Annotated in this window: 20 protein-coding genes and 1 pseudogene; all 21 read left to right on the top strand. The window is 61.3% G+C overall.

All coding sequences use genetic code 11. The features are described 5' to 3' along the window. Positions 1–2: 2 nt before the first annotated feature. Positions 3–947, top strand: coding sequence for an enoyl-[acyl-carrier-protein] reductase FabK (gene fabK, locus AB5Z25_RS06130; RefSeq protein ID WP_368135053.1), 945 nt, complete (start codon positions 3–5; stop codon positions 945–947). Further along, the gene (locus AB5Z25_RS06125; RefSeq protein ID WP_368135052.1) at positions 935–1,861 is read left to right on the top strand and encodes an ACP S-malonyltransferase; all 927 of its coding nucleotides are present in this window, start codon (positions 935–937) and stop codon (positions 1,859–1,861) included. Before fabK ends, AB5Z25_RS06125 begins: the two co-directional genes overlap by 13 nt. A 30-nt stretch (positions 1,862–1,891) precedes the next feature. After that, the gene (gene fabG, locus AB5Z25_RS06120) at positions 1,892–2,665 is read left to right on the top strand and encodes a 3-oxoacyl-[acyl-carrier-protein] reductase (protein WP_368135051.1); all 774 of its coding nucleotides are present in this window, start codon (positions 1,892–1,894) and stop codon (positions 2,663–2,665) included. A gap of 36 nt (positions 2,666–2,701) precedes the next feature. Continuing rightward, positions 2,702–3,952, top strand: a complete 1,251-nt coding sequence (gene fabF, locus AB5Z25_RS06115; RefSeq protein ID WP_368135050.1) for a beta-ketoacyl-ACP synthase II — start codon at positions 2,702–2,704, stop codon at positions 3,950–3,952. Between the two features lie 3 nt (positions 3,953–3,955). Beyond that, positions 3,956–4,432, top strand: coding sequence for an acetyl-CoA carboxylase biotin carboxyl carrier protein (gene accB, locus AB5Z25_RS06110; protein WP_368135049.1), 477 nt, complete (start codon positions 3,956–3,958; stop codon positions 4,430–4,432). A gap of 9 nt (positions 4,433–4,441) precedes the next feature. Continuing rightward, a complete protein-coding gene (gene fabZ / locus AB5Z25_RS06105) occupies positions 4,442–4,864 on the top strand; it encodes a 3-hydroxyacyl-ACP dehydratase FabZ (protein WP_099432064.1) in 423 nt (140 codons plus the stop codon). 10 nt (positions 4,865–4,874) lie between these two features. Continuing rightward, entirely contained in the window at positions 4,875–6,218 is a 1,344-nt protein-coding gene (locus AB5Z25_RS06100) for an acetyl-CoA carboxylase biotin carboxylase subunit (protein WP_035137491.1), read from the top strand. Continuing rightward, positions 6,205–7,929 (top strand): acetyl-CoA carboxylase, carboxyltransferase subunit beta, encoded by a 1,725-nt coding sequence (gene accD, locus AB5Z25_RS06095; RefSeq protein WP_368135048.1) that lies wholly within the window; start codon positions 6,205–6,207, stop codon positions 7,927–7,929. The genes AB5Z25_RS06100 and accD overlap by 14 nt, the downstream gene beginning before the upstream one ends. A gap of 40 nt (positions 7,930–7,969) precedes the next feature. After that, positions 7,970–9,184, top strand: coding sequence for a PTS sugar transporter subunit IIC (locus AB5Z25_RS06090; protein ID WP_368135047.1), 1,215 nt, complete (start codon positions 7,970–7,972; stop codon positions 9,182–9,184). 150 nt (positions 9,185–9,334) lie between these two features. Further along, positions 9,335–10,489, top strand: coding sequence for a cation diffusion facilitator family transporter (locus tag AB5Z25_RS06085; RefSeq protein ID WP_368135046.1), 1,155 nt, complete (start codon positions 9,335–9,337; stop codon positions 10,487–10,489). Positions 10,490–10,528: 39 nt separating this feature from the next. After that, positions 10,529–11,155, top strand: coding sequence for a histidine phosphatase family protein (locus AB5Z25_RS06080; RefSeq protein WP_368135045.1), 627 nt, complete (start codon positions 10,529–10,531; stop codon positions 11,153–11,155). 448 nt (positions 11,156–11,603) lie between these two features. After that, the gene (rplC, locus tag AB5Z25_RS06075) at positions 11,604–12,224 is read left to right on the top strand and encodes a 50S ribosomal protein L3 (RefSeq protein WP_035137484.1); all 621 of its coding nucleotides are present in this window, start codon (positions 11,604–11,606) and stop codon (positions 12,222–12,224) included. Between the two features lie 46 nt (positions 12,225–12,270). After that, the gene (gene rplD, locus AB5Z25_RS06070; RefSeq protein WP_006235032.1) at positions 12,271–12,897 is read left to right on the top strand and encodes a 50S ribosomal protein L4; all 627 of its coding nucleotides are present in this window, start codon (positions 12,271–12,273) and stop codon (positions 12,895–12,897) included. Next, positions 12,898–13,185 carry a 50S ribosomal protein L23 gene (gene rplW, locus AB5Z25_RS06065; protein ID WP_006235033.1) on the top strand — a complete coding sequence of 96 codons (288 nt, stop codon included), beginning with the start codon at positions 12,898–12,900 and terminating at the stop codon, positions 13,183–13,185. Between the two features lie 179 nt (positions 13,186–13,364). Then, positions 13,365–14,195, top strand: a complete 831-nt coding sequence (gene rplB / locus AB5Z25_RS06060) for a 50S ribosomal protein L2 (protein WP_138113074.1) — start codon at positions 13,365–13,367, stop codon at positions 14,193–14,195. A 32-nt stretch (positions 14,196–14,227) separates the two neighbouring features. Beyond that, positions 14,228–14,488 carry a 30S ribosomal protein S19 gene (gene rpsS / locus AB5Z25_RS06055; protein WP_006235035.1) on the top strand — a complete coding sequence of 87 codons (261 nt, stop codon included), beginning with the start codon at positions 14,228–14,230 and terminating at the stop codon, positions 14,486–14,488. Between the two features lie 14 nt (positions 14,489–14,502). Continuing rightward, complete coding sequence (rplV, locus tag AB5Z25_RS06050; protein WP_006235036.1) at positions 14,503–14,874, top strand: 50S ribosomal protein L22; 372 nt, start codon at positions 14,503–14,505, stop codon at positions 14,872–14,874. Between the two features lie 6 nt (positions 14,875–14,880). Further along, positions 14,881–15,591 carry a 30S ribosomal protein S3 gene (gene rpsC / locus AB5Z25_RS06045; RefSeq protein WP_006235037.1) on the top strand — a complete coding sequence of 237 codons (711 nt, stop codon included), beginning with the start codon at positions 14,881–14,883 and terminating at the stop codon, positions 15,589–15,591. Beyond that, a pseudogene (gene rplP / locus AB5Z25_RS06040) lies at positions 15,591–16,004 on the top strand (50S ribosomal protein L16); the annotation flags it as partial. The gene rpsC and the pseudogene rplP, both read left to right, overlap by 1 nt. 89 nt (positions 16,005–16,093) lie before the next feature. Beyond that, positions 16,094–16,309, top strand: a complete 216-nt coding sequence (gene rpmC, locus AB5Z25_RS06035) for a 50S ribosomal protein L29 (RefSeq protein WP_006235039.1) — start codon at positions 16,094–16,096, stop codon at positions 16,307–16,309. 16 nt (positions 16,310–16,325) lie between these two features. Then, positions 16,326–16,586, top strand: coding sequence for a 30S ribosomal protein S17 (gene rpsQ / locus AB5Z25_RS06030; RefSeq protein ID WP_006235040.1), 261 nt, complete (start codon positions 16,326–16,328; stop codon positions 16,584–16,586). Positions 16,587–16,593 lie beyond the last annotated feature (7 nt).

Below are 16,593 nucleotides of genomic sequence, written 5' to 3'. Positions count from 1 at the left end.
TGATGCTCAAGTCTCCTCTCTGCGATCTGCTCGGCATCGAAAAACCCGTGTTCCAGGGTGGCATGGCCTGGATTGCCGATGCCTCGCTGGCATCTGCCGTGTCCGAGGCGGGCGGCTTAGGCATTATCGCGGCCATGAATGCCGACGCAAACTGGCTGCGCGATCAGATTCACGAGCTGCGCGCCAAGACGGATAAGCCCTTTGGCGTCAACGTTATGCTCATGAGCCCGTTTGTCGACGAGGTCGCACAAGTGGTGATTGATGAGCAGGTGCCCGTTGTGGTGACCGGCGCCGGCAATCCCACCAAGTACATGAAGGCCTGGAACGATGCAGGCATCAAGGTTATTCCCGTCGTGGCTTCGGTGGCGCTGGCGCGTCTCGTGGCGCGTCGCGGAGCCACTGCCGTGGTTGCCGAGGGCACCGAATCAGGCGGCCATATTGGCGAGACCTCGACGATGGCACTTGTCCCGCAGGTTGTCGATGCGGTCGATATTCCCGTGGTTGCGGCTGGCGGCATCGCCGATGGCCGCGGTGTGGCGGCCGCCTTTATGCTCGGCGCTGCCGGCGTCCAGGTGGGAACACGCTTTCTGGTCGCAAACGAGTGCACCGTATCCGAACAGTACAAAGAGCTGGTGCTCAAGGCAGGCGACACGTCGACGCGTGCGACCGGTCGCTCGACGGGACATCCGGTTCGCGCCCTCAAGAGTCCCTTCACCAACGCGTATGCCAAGAACGAGGCGGCGGGCGCAAGCCCCGAGGAGCTCGGGGCCATGGGCACGGGAGCGCTTCGTAAAGCCGCAAAGGACGGTAATTACGAAGAGGGTTCGTATTTGTGCGGACAGATTGCCGGTATGGTCAACGAACGCCAGAGCGCACGCGAAATCGTCGACGATCTGGTCGATGGCGCCGAGCATGTCCTGAAGGGTGCGTCCGCATGGGTAGCGTAGCGTTTCTGTTTGCCGGTCAGGGTGCCCAGCATCCCGCGATGGGCGTCGATCTCATCGAGGCATCACCGGCGGCTGCCGAGGTGTTCGCCATTGCCGATGAGGTGCGTCCGGGAACCAGTGAGCAGTGCCGGAGCGCCTCGAAAGAGGAGCTCTCGCAGACCGAGAACACGCAGCCTTGCGTGTTCGTGCACGACTTGGCTGTTGCCGTCGCCCTGCGCGAGCGCGGCGTGGTGCCTGCCGCTTGTGCGGGATTCTCGCTGGGCGAGGTCGCTGCACTCACCTTTGCGGGGGCGTTCGATACGCGAGCGGGCTTTGAGCTCCTGTGCGAGCGCGCGGCGCTGATGGCCGCGGCTGCCGAGCGCCATCCGGGCGGCATGCGCGCCGTCATCAAGCTCGATGCAGCGCAAGTTGAGGGCCTGGCAAAACAGGCCGGCGAGGACTGCTGGCCGGTCAACTACAACAGTTCCCAGCAGACGGTTGTGGCCGGAGCGCCCGATGCGTTGCAGACCCTCGACGTCCTGGTAAAAGAGGCTGGCGGTCGTGCCATGAAGGTCGCGGTGTCGGGTGCATTCCATAGCCCCTATATGGCCGAGGCGACCTGTGGCCTTGCTGCATATATCGAGGCCGGTCACGCGCCGTCCCCGTTGCTCATTCCTGTTATGGCAAATATGACGGCGGCACCTTATCCGGCGGACCCGCAGGCGGCATCGGAGGTGCTGGCCAACCAGGTGAGTCATGCCGTGCGCTGGGTCGACACGCTGCATGCTCTGCAGGATCAAGGCATCGATACGTTTATTGAGGTCGGCCCCGGCAAAACGCTGTCGGGCCTGGTCAAGCGTACGCTGAGCGACGTTCGCGTGTATTCGTGCGAAACGGCCGAGCAGGTCGCAGCTATTGCCGACGAGCTCGCATAGTCCACAGGGCTGTAACCCGAAAGGAATGACATGGGCAACTTGAACAACGGCGCGCTCGAGCGCAACGACTCACGTCGCGTGGCACTGGTCACGGGCGGCTCGCGGGGTATCGGCCGCGCCTGCGCTGTCGGTCTGGCGGAGGACGGCTTTGATATCGCCGTCGTCTATGCCGGTGGCGGCGATGCGGCGCGCGAGACGTGCGAAGCCTGCGAGGCCGCTGGTGCCACAGCTCGCGCGTATCAATGCGATGTGGCCGACCCCGCTGCCGTCAACGCATGCATGGAGACGGTCCTCAACGACTTTGGCTCCATTTGGGCGCTCGTCAACAACGCCGGCATCACGCGCGACGGCCTGCTCATGCGTATGGGTGACGATGCCTTCGACCGCGTGCTCGATGTCAATCTCAAGGGCACGTTCAATACGACGCGCGCGCTCACCAAGACCTTTATGCGTCAGCGCGGCGGTTGCGTCATCAACATGAGCTCGGTTGTGGGCCTGATGGGCAATGCCGGACAGGCCAACTACGCCGCCTCCAAGGCGGGCGTTATCGGCCTGACCAAGGCGGTAGCGCGCGAGCTTGCGCCCCGCGGCGTACGAGTGAACGCGGTCGCCCCCGGGTTTGTCGAGACCGATATGACGGCAAAGCTTTCGGAGAAGGTTCGCGCGGCAACCGAGGAGCAGATTCCCCTTAAGCGCATGGCGCGCCCCGAGGAAGTGGCCGGCGTGGTGCGCTTTTTGGCGAGTGATGCGGCTGCCTACATTACGGGTGAGGTTGTGCGCGTCGACGGCGGAATGGCGATGTAGAAACCAGGGCCAAAGAACGGCTTGAATGAGGAGACCATGATGGAACAGAGAGTTGCAATCACCGGCATCGGCGCCGTATCGCCGCTCGGAAACACGGCGCTTGCCACCTGGGCGGCCATGTGTGCCGGCACGTGCGGTATCGGCCCGATCACGCACTTCGATACCGATGCGTTTGCCGTTAAGGTGGCGGCCGAGGTCAAGGGCTTTGACGGCAACGACTACTTTGGTAAGCACGATGCCAAGCACCTGGACCCCTGCGTTCAGTTTGCACTGGCGGCGTCGGACGAGGCCATGCACGATGCGGGCTTTGATGTCGAAGGCGCCGTCGATCGCGAGCGCCTGGGCGTCTATGTGGGTTCGGGCGTGGGCGGCATGCAGACACTCGTCGACAACGTCCACACGATTGCCGACCGTGGGCCCCGCCGCGCATCGCCCTATATGATCGCGATGATGATCCCCAATATGGCTTCGGGCAATATCGCGATCCGCCACAAGGCAAAAGGCCCGACCCTGCCCGTGGTGACCGCGTGCGCGACCTCGGCCCATGCCGTGGGCGAGGCGTTCCGCGCCATCAAGCATGGCTATGCCGATGCGATTCTCGCCGGCGGTGCCGAGGCCGCAATCATCCCCGATGCCGTTGCGGGCTTTACATCCTGTCGTGCTCTCACCACTAATCCTGACCCGTCGACGGCTTGCCGCCCGTTCGATGCAGACCGCGACGGCTTTGTGATGGGCGAGGGCGCCTGCGTGCTGGTTCTCGAGAGCATGGAGCATGCGCAGGCGCGCGGTGCGCACATTTATGCCGAGGTCGTGGGCTACGGCAACACCGATGATGCCTATCACATTACGAGCCCCGATCCCGAGGCTGCCGGCATTGCCCGCGCGATATCGCTGGCGGTTGCCGAGGGCGACGTCAAGCCTTCCGAGGGCCTCTACATCAACGCTCACGGCACCTCGACCAAGCTCAACGATTCGTCCGAGACGGCGGGCATTAAGCGTGCGCTCGGCGAGGACGCGGCACGAGCCGCGCACGTCTCGTCGACCAAGTCGATGACCGGCCATATGATCGGTGCCACGGGTGCCATCGAGGTCATGGCCTGTGCCATGGCGCTCGAGCAGGGCGTGGTGCCGCCGACCATTAACTACCACACACCCGATCCCGCCTGCGATCTTGACTACACGCCCAATCGCGCGGTTCGCGCCGACCTTACCTGGGCGCTTTCGACCAACCTGGGCTTTGGCGGGCACAATGCCGCCATCGCGCTGCGTAGATATGCAAGGAGCTAGAGCATGGATTCCAAAAGACTTGCCGAGATAGCCGATGTTATGGAGGACCGCGGCCTCACGCGCGTGCGCGTTGAGGAGCCCGATGGCACCGCGGTCGAGCTCGAGCGCGCGAGCGCCGCACAGCCAGTTGCCGTGCCCATGCCTATGCCGGGTGCCGTGACTGCTCCGGCGGTGGCTCCTGTCGCCATGCCTGCTGCCGCACCGGAGCCCGCCGCGCAGGCGCCTGTCGCCGCACCGGAGCCCAAGGGCACCGAGGTGACCGCTCCCATGGTCGGCGTTTTCTATGCTGCCCCGGCGCCGGGCGACGAGCCGTTTGTGCACGTAGGCTCCAAGGTCAAGGCCGGTGAGACCCTCTGCATCATCGAGGCCATGAAGGTTCTCAACGAGGTGACGGCCGAGGCAGACGGCGAGGTGCTCGAGATCTGCGTGGCCGACGGCGACCTCGTGGAGTTTGGCAGCTGCCTCATGAGGATCGGATAGGTGATATCCATGAACAAAGAAGAGCTCAAGAAGCTGTTGCCGCATCGTGAGCCGATGCTTTTGCTCGACGAAGCCGAGCTAGTGGGCGACGAGGCCCACGGCAAGATCACGATTACGGGCGACGAGTACTTTTTGCAGGGGCATTTTCCGGGAAACCCGGTCGTCCCCGGCGTGATCCAGTGCGAGATGCTCGCCCAGAACTGCTGCGTGCTGCTGATGGGCGATGAGGAGGCGCGCGGCGCGACGCCGTTCTACACGAGTCTGGACAAGGTGCGCTTTAAGCGTCCGGTGCGCCCGGGCGACACGGTTGATCTGGTGTGCTCCATCACGCGTGCGCGCGGGCCGTTCCGCTTTGCGACGGGTACTGCGAGCGTCAACGGTGAGGTTTGCTGCCGCGCCGATATGTCTTTTGCACTCATGCACGAAAGTTAAGGAAGGCTTCATGTTCGACAAAGTGCTCATCGCCAACCGCGGCGAGGTCGCGGTCCGTGTTATCCGCGCGTGCCGCGATATGGGCATCAAGACCGTCGCCGTCTACTCCACGGCCGATGCGGACGCGCTGCACGTGCAGCTTGCCGACGAGGCGTATTGCATCGGCGGCCCGCGTCTTGCCGAGAGCTACCTCAACGACGATGCTGTGCTCACCTGTGCCGTGAAGTCGGGGGCTAAGGCAATTCACCCCGGCTACGGTTTCTTTTCTGAGAAGGCGAGCTTCGTGCGCGACTGCGACAAGTATGGCCTGGCGTTTGTCGGTCCTTCGGCCGAGGTGATCGACAGCATGGGCGACAAGGATGCCGCACGTCGAACGGCTGCCGCGGCGGGCGTGCCCATCGTGCCGGGCTGCGATTTGCTCAAAAGTCCCGAGGAGGCAACGGCCGAGGCCGAGCGCATTGGCTGCCCCGTGCTTATTAAGGCGCGGGCGGGCGGCGGCGGTCGCGGCATTCGCAAGGTCGAGCGCGTGGAAGACGCGGCAAAGGCCTTTATTGAAGCACGTGCCGAGGGTGAGGCCGTTTTTGGCGACGGCGAGTGCTACATGGAGAAGTTCGTCGCGCCGGCGCACCACGTCGAAGTGCAGATTATGGCCGATAAGCAGGGCCATGTGTTTTCGCTCGGCGAGCGCGAGTGCTCGGTGCAGCGTCGCAACCAAAAGCTGATCGAGGAGAGCCCCGCGCCGTGCCTCGACGGACACGACGACATTCGTGCTCGCATGCACAAGGCAGCGCGTGACCTGGCTCGTGCCGTCGGCTACGAAGGAGCCGGTACCATCGAGTTCCTGTATTCGGACGACGGCAATTTCTACTTTATGGAAATGAACACGCGCTTGCAGGTGGAGCATCCGGTTACGGAGTTTGTGACCGATACCGACTTGGTCAAGTGGCAGCTGCGCGTGGCAGCCGGCCAGCCTCTGCCCTTTGAGCAGGAGGACATGCCGGTCCGCAACCACGCCATGGAGTGCCGCATCAATGCCGAAACGCCGGACTTTCTGCCGTCATGCGGAACGGTCACCGCGTTGCGTGTGCCGGGTGGTCCGCGCGTGCGCTGGGATTCCGCCATGTTTACCGGTGCGAAAGTTCCGCCGTACTACGACTCCATGCTCGGCAAGCTCATCGTGTGTGCGCCCACGCGTGACGGCGCCATTCGCAAGATGCGCTCGGCCCTGGGCGAGCTCGTGATTGAGGGCGTGAGCGAAAACAGCGAGCTTCAGCTCGACGTGCTGGCAAACGACGAGTTCTTGTCGGGCATGTATCACACCGATCTGATGGGGCATCTCTATGCTGATGAATAGAAAAGCGAAGACGGTCAATGTCCTTGAGGGGCCGATAACCGAGTCGTGCGCCGAGTTTCCCGCGCGCCACGTGTTTATCAAGTGCCCGGAGTGCCGCCGTGTGATTGATGAGGCACGCCTACACGACAACCTCGAGGTCTGCCCTCGTTGCGGAAAACACTTTCGCGTGAGCGGTCGCGCGCGCATGCGCATGACGGTTGACGAGGGCACGTTTGAGGAATGGGATGCCAATCTGGCGTCGGAGGACTTCCTCTCGTTTCCCGGTTATGCCGACAAGCTCAAGAGCGTGAGCGAGCGTTCGGGCGAGCGCGATGCCGTTGTGTGCGGTAGAGGCAAAATCTGCGGTTGCGATACGGCGCTCTTCTTTATGGACGCCAACTTTATGATGGGCTCGATGGGTTCCGTGGTGGGCGAGAAGATCTGTCGCACATTTGAGCGAGCGACCGAGCTTGGATTGCCAGTTGTCGGCTTTACCGTTTCGGGCGGTGCGCGCATGCAAGAGGGCGTGACATCGCTTATGCAGATGGCCAAGATTTCTGCGGCGGTTAGGCGCCACAGCGAGGCGGGCGGCCTGTATATCACGGTGCTCACCGACCCCACGACCGGAGGCGTAACCGCGAGTTTTGCCATGGAGGGCGACATTATCCTGGCCGAGCCCGATGCCCTGACGGCATTTGCCGGCCCGCGCGTGATCGAGCAGAACATGCACAAGCGCCTGCCCAAGGGATTCCAGCGCTCCGAGTTTTTGCTGGAGCACGGCTTTTGCGATGCCGTTGTTCCGCGTGGCGAGATTGCGCTCACGGTAGGCGAGCTGTTGGCGCTGCACGAAGGGCATGCGCCCAGCCTGGGGGCACCGCATGAGATCGTGCATGCGGGTCGCCGCGGCAAAAAGCTGGGACACTTGTTTAAGCGCTCGCCGGCACCAAAAACCGCGCTCGAGATTGTCAAGCAGACCCGCTCGGCAGATCGCGCCACGGCGGGTGAGATGATCTCGCTGGGCCTGGATGGATTTGTGGAGCTGCACGGCGACCGTTACTTTGGCGACGACGCCGCTGTGGTGGCTGGCATTGGCTGGAAAGACGGACGCCCCGTAACGGTCATCGCCATCGAGCGCGGCACCACGACCAAAGAGCGTATGCGCCGCAACTTTGGCATGGCGCATCCCGAGGGCTACCGCAAAGCGCGTCGCCTTATGCGCCAGGCCGAAAAGTTTGGTCGACCGGTTCTGTGCCTGGTCGATACTTCGGGCGCGTTTTGCGGCATCGGTGCCGAGGAGCGCGGTCAGGGCGAGGCGATTGCCCAGAATCTCGTGGAGATGAGCGGCCTTAAGACGCCGATTGTCTCGGTGGTGACAGGCGAGGGCGGCTCTGGTGGCGCGCTGGCGCTATCCGTGGCCGACCGCATCCTGATGCTCTCGAGCTCGGCCTATTCGGTCGTGAGCCCCGAGGCCTGTGCGTCGATCCTGTGGAAGGATACCGAGCGCGCGAATGAGGCCGCCGAGGCGCTTAAGCTCACAGCCCCCGATCTGTTGGCGCTCGGCATCATCGACGACGTTGTCGACGATAGGGGCCTGTCGCATGAGGAGATCGCCGGCGCCGTCATGTCCTCGGCATTTGCTGCCTTCGATACGCTTGGGCGGCTCGACGACGCGACCCTCACAAACCTCCGCTACGAAAAGTACCGCGCAATCGGTCAGTACCGCACGATGTGACAAAGGGTCAGTCCGCATGTCACATTGAGAAAGGCGTTCCATGTCACAAGTTTCTAGAACCTCGTTTACAACGACGGTTTCATCAAACGCCATGGCCGTGGTGGACTATCTGTCCAAAAGCATGATGTCGGCGCTGCCCTTTATTGTCTGCGCGGCGTTGTTCCGCACCGTCGCCGTCATTATGGGCGAAGGCATGCTGGGCCTGTGGTCTGCCGATTCCGAAATCTATCGCCTGTTCTACAGTTGGCTCTATAACGCCGGCTACTACTTTTTGCCCATTTATCTTGGTTGGGCGGCCGCCCGCCAGCTCGGTTGCTCGGAGCAGCTGGGCATGATGCTGGGCGGCGTATTGATTGCGCCCGATCTGCTTAAGCTTGTCGATGCCGCATCGACGACGGGGGCATCGATGACTTCCGTGTATGGTCTGCTTCCTGCGCCGGTCAACGATTACACGACGACTGTTATTCCGGTTCTCATCTCGGTGCCCGTGCTATGGCGAGTGGAGTGTTTCTTTAAGCGCGTTATCCCTAAGGCCGTGGCGTTTTCGTTCGTCCCGTTTGCGACCATGCTTGTCATGGTTCCGGTTTCGCTGTGTATTACGGCGCCGGCGGGCAGCTATCTGGGCATGCTGTTGGGCCAGCTTATGTTTATGCTTGGCAATTCCGGTGGCATCGTATCGTTGCTCACACTCATGGGGCTTGCCGCGGGCTGGGAGTTCCTTAAGATCGCGGGCGTCAGCAACGTCGTCCTATCGCTCGCCTACGCGCAGTTTATGAGTATGGGAACGGATCCGTGCATCCTGATCGCCGCGACGATGGCAACGTTTGCCGTTTGGGGCATGCCCTTTGGTGCGTCGCTCCGCGTTGCGGATAAGGACGAGAAGGCGCTCATGCTGGGCTATTCAATCTCGGGTGTTCTTGGCGGCGTAAGCGAGCCGGCGCTGTACGGTTGCGGCTTTAAATATGGCAGGTGCCTGACGTGCATGGCCATTGGCGGCGCCGTCGGAGGCCTTGTTGCGGCCGTGGGCCACGTTACGGCCTATACCATCGGCATGACGAATGTCCTCATGGTCATTGGCTTTGCCACAGGTGGTTTTTCGAACCTGCTGTGGTGCTGCTTTGCCGGCGGTGTGGCATTTGCGGTGTCTGCGGCGCTGAGCTACTGCTTTGGCGTGGTGCCGGCGAAGGGGCAGGCGACGGGGGACGGAGCCGATTCGTCCGAAACAGTGGCGAGTGCTGCTGAAGCAAGCGCATAAACCTGTGCGACAAAAGGACGATCCCTTTGTCGTGTTCCAAGGCCGCGGCCCGTGTGGGCTGCGGCCTTTTTGTATCTGGGGGACAAAGTGGCTACACTACAATCCGGTCAAGCAATAGATATATAAGTAGTACCGTGGGGGCGGATGCAGATGTTCGAGTGGATTGTTAGGCGCGCGCAGGGCGATCGTGCGCGTGTGGGCACGTTAGCGGGCATGGTGTGTATTGTCGCCAATGTGACGCTTTGTGCTGCAAAGGGTGCCATTGGTGTGGTTTCGGGATCGGTTTCGATTGTGGCGGATGCCATGAACAACCTGTCCGATGCCAGCTCGAATATCGTGAGCGTGCTGGGCTTTAAGCTGGCGAGCAAGCCGGCCGACCCCGAGCATCCTTACGGCCACGGCCGCTACGAGTATCTCTCGGGTCTGGTCGTGGCGGCGCTCGTGCTGCTGATTGGCGTTGAACTGGTGAAGTCCTCGGTTGAGCGCGTCATCCACCCCGAACCTGTCGAGTTCTCGCTTGCCCTGGTGGCAGTTCTAGTGCTTTCGATGGTCGTAAAGCTTTGGATGGCGGCCCTCAACCAAAAGCTCGGCGATCGCATTGAGTCCGAGACGCTGCATGCGACCGCGCAGGATTCCAAGAACGATGTTCTTGCCACGGGCGCCGTACTGGCGTGCGCAATTGTTTCGCAGGTGACGGGCATCAACCTTGACGCTTGGGTCGGCCTTGCCGTTGGTGCCTATATTGGCTGGAGCGGTTTTGAACTCATCCAGGATACGGTGAGCCCGCTTTTGGGCCAGACGCCCGATCCTAAGCTGGTCAAGCACATTCGAGACAAGATCATGAGCTATCCCGGCGTTTTGGGCGTTCACGATTTGATGGTTCACGACTACGGCCCGGGCAGGAAGTTCGCAAGCGCTCACGCCGAGATGGCAGCCGAGGCCAGCCCGCTGGAAAGTCACGACACGCTCGATAACATCGAGCAGGCGTTTAGGAACGAAGACGGCATGATTGTCACGCTCCATTACGACCCCATCGTGACCGACGATCCCAAGGTGGCGAGCATGCGTTTACGCATTAACGCCATGGCCCAACAGATCGATAGCCGCCTTTCGATTCACGATCTGCGCTGTGTGCCGGGTCCCACGCACACCAACGTGATCTTTGACTGCGTGCGTCCCTCGGATCTGCAGATGAGTGCCGAAGATGTAAAACACGCGCTGGCACAACGGGTCGAGTCGGAATACCCCAAGTCGATTGCCAAGATCACGATCGACGAAGACTACGTAGGCCATACCCACGAGTAGGGCTGCGCCGGTAAAGCTAGGTATACAGAAGGGGAGAGCATGAAGCGTCTATATCTACTCCGCCATGGTCAGACGGAATTCAACGTCAAAAAGCTCGTCCAGGGTCGCTGTGATTCACCGCTCACCGATTTAGGCCGTCAGCAAGCCGGGATGGCAGCCGCATGGCTCAAAGCCCACGGCGTCGTTCCCGACAAAGTGGTCTCATCACCCTTAGGCCGAGCCATGGACACGGCAAGTCTCGTCGCATGCGAACTCCTCGGTCCGGATGCAGCAGTCGAGCCCTGCGAAGGCATCATCGAGCGCAGCTACGGCACCTTCGAAGAAGGCCCCCACGACGCCCTGCCCACCGACGTCTGGGACCCCGGCGAGGACCTGATTCCATTTGGAGGAGAGGGAAGCCAGGCACTGCAAGAGCGCATGGTAGACACCCTCACCAATCTCATGGGCGCTGAGGGCATAGAAACCCTCCTAGCAGTAAGCCACGGCAGCGCCAGCCGCCAATTCATCAAGGCTGCAGCCCCAGAGGGCTTCGAGCTCCCAACAAAACTCCCCAACTGCGCCATCATGATCTTTAATTTCGATGAGGCAAATCCACAAGCAGAAGGCGAGTCTCATCAATGCAAGTTCACCCTCCAGCAAATTGTGGATCCCCAACAAAGTAATTAGCTGAGCGAGCAGAGTTAAGCAGACATCAACGTGTCGTCTCCCGAGCTTGGCAGAGGGGCGGCGAAATATATTAAGTTTGTCGCGAGTTCCGCACGCAAAGGAAAGCACTTAATGTGCTTTCCGTCTTGCGCAGGACTGTAGAGCAGCAAACTTAATATATTTCGCCGCCCCTCTGCCAAGCCCAGGCGACTCCACGCACTTTACCTGCGTAAACAATGTGAGTGAAATATGAATCTCGATGGATACGCCCGCAGCCGTGTATACTAAACAGCTGTGTGAAACCAGGGGAGTATTCTGGCTGGACAAAATGCCTGCTTAATAGGGTTGTCAGGTAGTCCGGACGCAATACAAGGCTGGGGAGCACGTCGTGTAAGTAGTGGTCCTCTAGGGGCGTACGCTCGGTGGTGTACGCATTGTCCCAAGACCACGCGAGAGTTGGGATCATATCTTGATCAGCATGATTCTCGGCCGCAAGATTGGCATGACCCAGGTTTGGGACGAGGACGACAACGTCGTTCCCGTCACGGTCATCCAGGCTGGCCCCTGCGCTGTCTCGCAGGTTAAAACTCAGGCAACCGACGGCTATGACGCCGTCCAGATCGGTTTCGGCGACATCAAGGCCAAGAACGTGAACAAGCCCATGGCTGGTCACTTCGCCAAGGCTGGCGTCGAGCCTGTCCGTTTCCTTCGTGAGGTCCGCGTCGAGAACGGCGAGGAGCACAAGGTCGGCGAGGTTGTCACCGTCGCTGATTTCGCTGATGTCGAGAAGGTCGACGTCATCGGTACCTCCAAGGGTAAGGGCTTCCAGGGTCGCATCAAGCGCTGGGGTCAGCGCCGCGGTCCTATGACGCATGGTTCTCACTTCCAGCGTCACCCCGGTTCTATCGGTCAGTGCGCCTATCCTGCGCGCGTCCTCAAGGGCGTCAAGATGGCCGGTCACATGGGTAACGAGCGCGTTACCGTCAAGAACCTTTCCGTTGTCCGCATCGATGCCGAGCAGAACCTCATCTTGGTCAAGGGCGCTGTCCCGGGTGCCAAGAATGGTCTCGTCGCCATCCGTATGGCCTAAGGGCCCAGCCCATTTAGCCCAGCGTCATACCAAGGAGAACACTTAAATGGCAAAGTTTGAAGTAAAGAACAGCGAGGGCAAGAAGGTCGCCGAGGCCGAGCTCGCCGCTGAGGTGTACGGCATCGAGCCGAACATCCACGTTATGCACCACATCGTCAAGTGCCAGATGGCCTCTTGGCGTCAGGGCACCCAGTCCGCTAAGGGCCGCTCTGAGGTTTCCGGTGGCGGCAAGAAGCCTTGGCGTCAGAAGGGCACCGGCCGTGCCCGCCAGGGTTCCATCCGTGCTGCCCAGTGGCGTCACGGTGGCGTTGTCTTCGCCCCCAAGCCCCGTTCCTACGCTAAGCGTATGAACAACAAGGAGGTCAAGCTGGCTATGCGCTCCGCGCTGTCCGCCAAGCTGGCCGATGGCGAGCTCGTGCTCGTCGACGACTACGGCTTCGAGAAGCCTTCCACCAAGGCTGCCGTCGCCATGCTCAAGGCTCTCGGCCTTGAGGGCAAGCGTCTGACCATCATCGTTCGCGATGAGGACGTCAACGCCTACCTGTCGTTCCGCAACATTCCCAAGACGTTCATCATCACCGCTGACGAGGCCAACACCTACGATCTCGTCAACAACAACGCCGTGCTGATGCCCGCCGACATCGCCGCTCACTTCGGGGAGGTGCTTGCTTAAATGACCGCCCACGAGATCATCATCCGTCCGATCGTGTCCGAGCGTTCCTTCTCCGGCATGGAGCAGAACAAGTACACGTTCGAGGTCGCCAAGGATGCTAACAAGTATCAGATCAAGGACGCTGTCGAGGAGATCTTCGGCGTCAAGGTCGTTCGCGTGAACACCCTGACGGTCAAGCCCAAGACCAAGCGCGTGCGCTATGTCGCCGGCAAGACCCGTTCTTGGAAGAAGGCCATCGTCACGCTGGCCGAGGGCGACACCATCGAGGTCTTTGGCAACCAGGCCTAAGACTCGCTGCTGTTGAGTGAGCTCATGCCTCCCAAATAGGGGAGGCGAGAGCTCAAGGTTTTGGGCGTATAAAATGGACACGCCCGGAGCCGTGTATACGTCCGGTGTCATCGCACCCGAGGCAGAACCTCGAATCCCTGTCTGCGATGGCTAACGGATTCCTATTGAAAGGGATTGTAATGGCTGTAAAGCACCTTAAGCCGACCTCCGCTGGTAGGCGTTGGCAGACGATCTCCGACTTCTCCGAGATCACCTGCACCAAGCCCGAGAAGTCTCTTCTCGAGCCCCTGCCCAAGAAGGCCGGTCGTAACAACAACGGCCGCATCACCACCCGCCACCAGGGCGGCGGCGTGAAGCGTCGTTACCGCGTGATCGACTTCAAGCGCAACAAGGACGGCGTGCCCGCCAAGGTTGCCACGATCGAGTACGATCCGAACCGTTCCGCTCGCATCGCTCTGCTGCACTACGCTGACGGTGAGAAGCGCTACATCCTGGCCCCCAAGGGCCTCGAGGTCGGTCAGACCGTCATGTCCGGTTCTGACGCCGACATCAAGCCGGGCAACGCTCTGCCCCTCGCCGACATCCCCGTCGGTACGCTCATCCACGCCGTCGAGTTCCAGCCGGGCAAGGGCGCTGCTATCGCCCGTTCCGCCGGTAACTCCTGCCAGCTGATGGGTAAGGAGGGCAAGTACGCTATCGTCCGTATGCCTTCCTCCGAGATGCGCCGCATCCTCGTTACCTGCCGCGCCACCGTCGGTGAGGTCGGCAACGCCGATCACTCCAACATCGTCATCGGCAAGGCCGGCCGTAAGCGTCACATGAACGTGCGCCCGACCGTCCGCGGTACCGTCATGAACCCTGTCGACCACCCGCACGGCGGTGGCGAGGGCAAGAACCACACCTCTGGTCGTCCCTCTGTTACCCCCTGGGGTAAGCCGACGAAGGGCCTTCGTACGCGCAAGAAGAAGAAGGTCTCGAACCAGCACATCATTCGTCGCCGTAAGAAGTAATTTCGGATACCGAGTTTTAGGAGAAAGCACTTATGAGCAGAAGTCTCAAAAAGGGCCCGTTCGTGGAGACTCGCCTTCTCTCGCGTATCACCGCGATGAACGAGGCTGGCAAGAAGGACGTCGTGAAGACCTGGTCCCGCGCGTCCACCATCTTCCCCGAGATGGTTGGTCACACCATCGCCGTCCACGACGGCCGCAAGCATGTGCCCGTGTATGTTACCGAGTCCATGGTTGGTCACAAGCTCGGCGAGTTCGCGCCGACTCGTACGTTCCGTGGCCACAAGGCCAAATAGGGGGTTAACCGTAAATGGCAACTAAGTCTATTGAAACTGAGGCCACCGAGGTTCGCGCCGTCGCTAAGTACGTGCGTGTTTCCCCCAGCAAGGCCCGCCTGGTGGTCGATCTGATCCGCCGCAAGCCTGTCGCTCAGGCCTTCGACATCCTCCACTTCTGCGACCGCGCCGTCGCCGTGGATGTCGAGAAGGTTCTCCGTTCCGCCGTTGCGAACGCCGAGAACAACAATGGTCTGCGTGCCGACAACCTGGTTGTCGCCGCTGCCTATGTTGACGAGGGTCCGACGCTTAAGCGCATCCGTCCCCGCGCCAAGGGTTCCGCTTCTCGCATTCTGAAGCGTACTTCCCACATCACCGTCGTCGTTGCTCCTCGAAAGGAGGCGTAAAGCTGTATGGGTCAGAAAGTCTACCCCACCGGCTTCCGTCTTGGCATCACCGAGAACTGGCGCTCCCGCTGGTTCGCAGAGAAGGATTACGCTAAGACCCTCGGTAACGATCTCGAGATCCGCAAGTATCTCGAGAAGCGTCTTTCCCGCGCAGCTGTCTCCCGCGTCGAGATCGAGCGCGCTGGCGACAAGGTGAAGGTCATCATCCTCACCGCTCGCCCCGGCGTTGTCATCGGTAAGAAGGGTGCCGAGATCGATACCCTCCGCACCGAGCTCGAGAAGGTCGCTGGCGTCTCCAAAGGCCAGCTCTCCGTCGACGTTGTCGAGATCAAGCGCCCCGAGCTCGACGCCAACCTCGTTGCTCAGTCCATTGCTGAGCAGCTCGAGGGCCGCGTTGCCTTCCGTCGCGCTATGCGCAAGGCTGTCCAGTCCGCCCGCAAGGCCGGCGCTAAGGGCATCCGTATCCAGTGCTCCGGTCGTCTCGGCGGTGCCGAGATGGGCCGTCGTGAGTGGTACCGTGAGGGTCGCGTGCCTCTGCACACCCTCCGCGCCAAGATCGACTACGGCACGGCTGTCGCCAGCACCACCATGGGTGCCTGCGGCGTGAAGGTCTGGATCTACCTGGGCGAGAAGCTCCCGGGCCAGCCTGTTCCCAACCCTGCACTCGAGGGCTCTTCCCGTCCTCGTCGTCGTAACTCCGAGAGGAGGGGTCAGTAGTGCTTGCCCCTAAGCGTATTCTTCACCGCAAGGTGCAGCGTGGCTCCATGAAGGGCCAGGCCAAGGGTAATACCGAGCTGCATTTCGGCGAGTTTGGTATCCAGGCTCTCGAGGCCCATTGGATCACCAACCGTCAGATCGAGGCCGCTCGTATTGCCATGACCCGCTACATGAAGCGTGGCGGTCGTGTCTACATCACGATCTTCCCCGATAAGCCCATCACCAAGAAGCCTGCCGAGACTCGCATGGGTTCTGGTAAGGGTAACCCCGAGGAGTGGGTGGCCGTCGTCAAGCCCGGCCGCATCATGTTCGAGGTCAAGGGCGTGCCCGAGGAGGTCGCTCGCGAGGCTCTGCGTCTTGCACAGCACAAGCTTCCCATCAAGACCAAGATTGTTGCTGCCAAGAACGCTGAGCAGCGCATCCAGAAGGAGATGGCTGAGGAGGCTGCTCTCGAGGCCAAGTGGGCTGCTGAGGACGCCGCCGCCGCCAAGGAGGAGAACTAATGAAGCCCGCAGAGATTCGTGAGCTCTCGGACGCTCAGCTCGTTGAGAAGCTGAAGGAAATGCGCGCCGAGCTCTTTAACCTTCGTTTCCAGATGGCCACCAGCCAGCTGGACAACACCGCTCGCGTCAACACCGTGAAGAAGGACATCGCTCGCGTCCTCACGGAGCAGCGCGCCCGCGAGATCGCAGCGGAGAAGTCCGCTGTCGCCGAGTAGGACCTAAGGAGAGAACATGACTGATTCGCGTAACTCGCGTAAGGTCCGTACGGGTGTCGTTACCTCCGTCTCCGGTGCCAAGACCATCGTTGTCACCATCACCGAGCGCAAGCGTCACCCCAAGTACGGCAAGATGATGACCAGCTCCAAGAAGCTGCACGCTCACGACGAGGAGTGCACGGCTGGCGTGGGCGATACCGTCCGCGTTATGGAGACCCGTCCTATGTCCAAGATGAAGCGCTGGCGCCTCATCGAGGTCGTCGAGCGCGCTAAATAAGCAGTCG

It is taken from the genome of Collinsella aerofaciens, assembly GCF_040910325.1.
GTDB lineage: Bacteria > Actinomycetota > Coriobacteriia > Coriobacteriales > Coriobacteriaceae > Collinsella > Collinsella aerofaciens_BL.
Note: the sequence above shows the minus strand (reverse complement) of the source record. Positions and strands in the feature narration are given on the sequence as shown.

What these genes read in the sequence shown, in the direction of transcription:
- fabK (WP_368135053.1), top strand. Translation starts at nt 3, where the DNA reads ATGCTCAAGTCTCCTCTCTGCGATCTGCTCGGCATCGAAAAACCCGTG.
- AB5Z25_RS06125 (WP_368135052.1), top strand. Translation starts at nt 935, where the DNA reads ATGGGTAGCGTAGCGTTTCTGTTTGCCGGTCAGGGTGCCCAGCATCCC.
- fabG (WP_368135051.1), top strand. Translation starts at nt 1,892, where the DNA reads ATGGGCAACTTGAACAACGGCGCGCTCGAGCGCAACGACTCACGTCGC.
- fabF (WP_368135050.1), top strand. Translation starts at nt 2,702, where the DNA reads ATGATGGAACAGAGAGTTGCAATCACCGGCATCGGCGCCGTATCGCCG.
- accB (WP_368135049.1), top strand. Translation starts at nt 3,956, where the DNA reads ATGGATTCCAAAAGACTTGCCGAGATAGCCGATGTTATGGAGGACCGC.
- fabZ (WP_099432064.1), top strand. Translation starts at nt 4,442, where the DNA reads ATGAACAAAGAAGAGCTCAAGAAGCTGTTGCCGCATCGTGAGCCGATG.
- AB5Z25_RS06100 (WP_035137491.1), top strand. Translation starts at nt 4,875, where the DNA reads ATGTTCGACAAAGTGCTCATCGCCAACCGCGGCGAGGTCGCGGTCCGT.
- accD (WP_368135048.1), top strand. Translation starts at nt 6,205, where the DNA reads ATGCTGATGAATAGAAAAGCGAAGACGGTCAATGTCCTTGAGGGGCCG.
- AB5Z25_RS06090 (WP_368135047.1), top strand. Translation starts at nt 7,970, where the DNA reads ATGTCACAAGTTTCTAGAACCTCGTTTACAACGACGGTTTCATCAAAC.
- AB5Z25_RS06085 (WP_368135046.1), top strand. Translation starts at nt 9,335, where the DNA reads ATGTTCGAGTGGATTGTTAGGCGCGCGCAGGGCGATCGTGCGCGTGTG.
- AB5Z25_RS06080 (WP_368135045.1), top strand. Translation starts at nt 10,529, where the DNA reads ATGAAGCGTCTATATCTACTCCGCCATGGTCAGACGGAATTCAACGTC.
- rplD (WP_006235032.1), top strand. Translation starts at nt 12,271, where the DNA reads ATGGCAAAGTTTGAAGTAAAGAACAGCGAGGGCAAGAAGGTCGCCGAG.
- rplW (WP_006235033.1), top strand. Translation starts at nt 12,898, where the DNA reads ATGACCGCCCACGAGATCATCATCCGTCCGATCGTGTCCGAGCGTTCC.
- rplB (WP_138113074.1), top strand. Translation starts at nt 13,365, where the DNA reads ATGGCTGTAAAGCACCTTAAGCCGACCTCCGCTGGTAGGCGTTGGCAG.
- rpsS (WP_006235035.1), top strand. Translation starts at nt 14,228, where the DNA reads ATGAGCAGAAGTCTCAAAAAGGGCCCGTTCGTGGAGACTCGCCTTCTC.
- rplV (WP_006235036.1), top strand. Translation starts at nt 14,503, where the DNA reads ATGGCAACTAAGTCTATTGAAACTGAGGCCACCGAGGTTCGCGCCGTC.
- rpsC (WP_006235037.1), top strand. Translation starts at nt 14,881, where the DNA reads ATGGGTCAGAAAGTCTACCCCACCGGCTTCCGTCTTGGCATCACCGAG.
- rpmC (WP_006235039.1), top strand. Translation starts at nt 16,094, where the DNA reads ATGAAGCCCGCAGAGATTCGTGAGCTCTCGGACGCTCAGCTCGTTGAG.
- rpsQ (WP_006235040.1), top strand. Translation starts at nt 16,326, where the DNA reads ATGACTGATTCGCGTAACTCGCGTAAGGTCCGTACGGGTGTCGTTACC.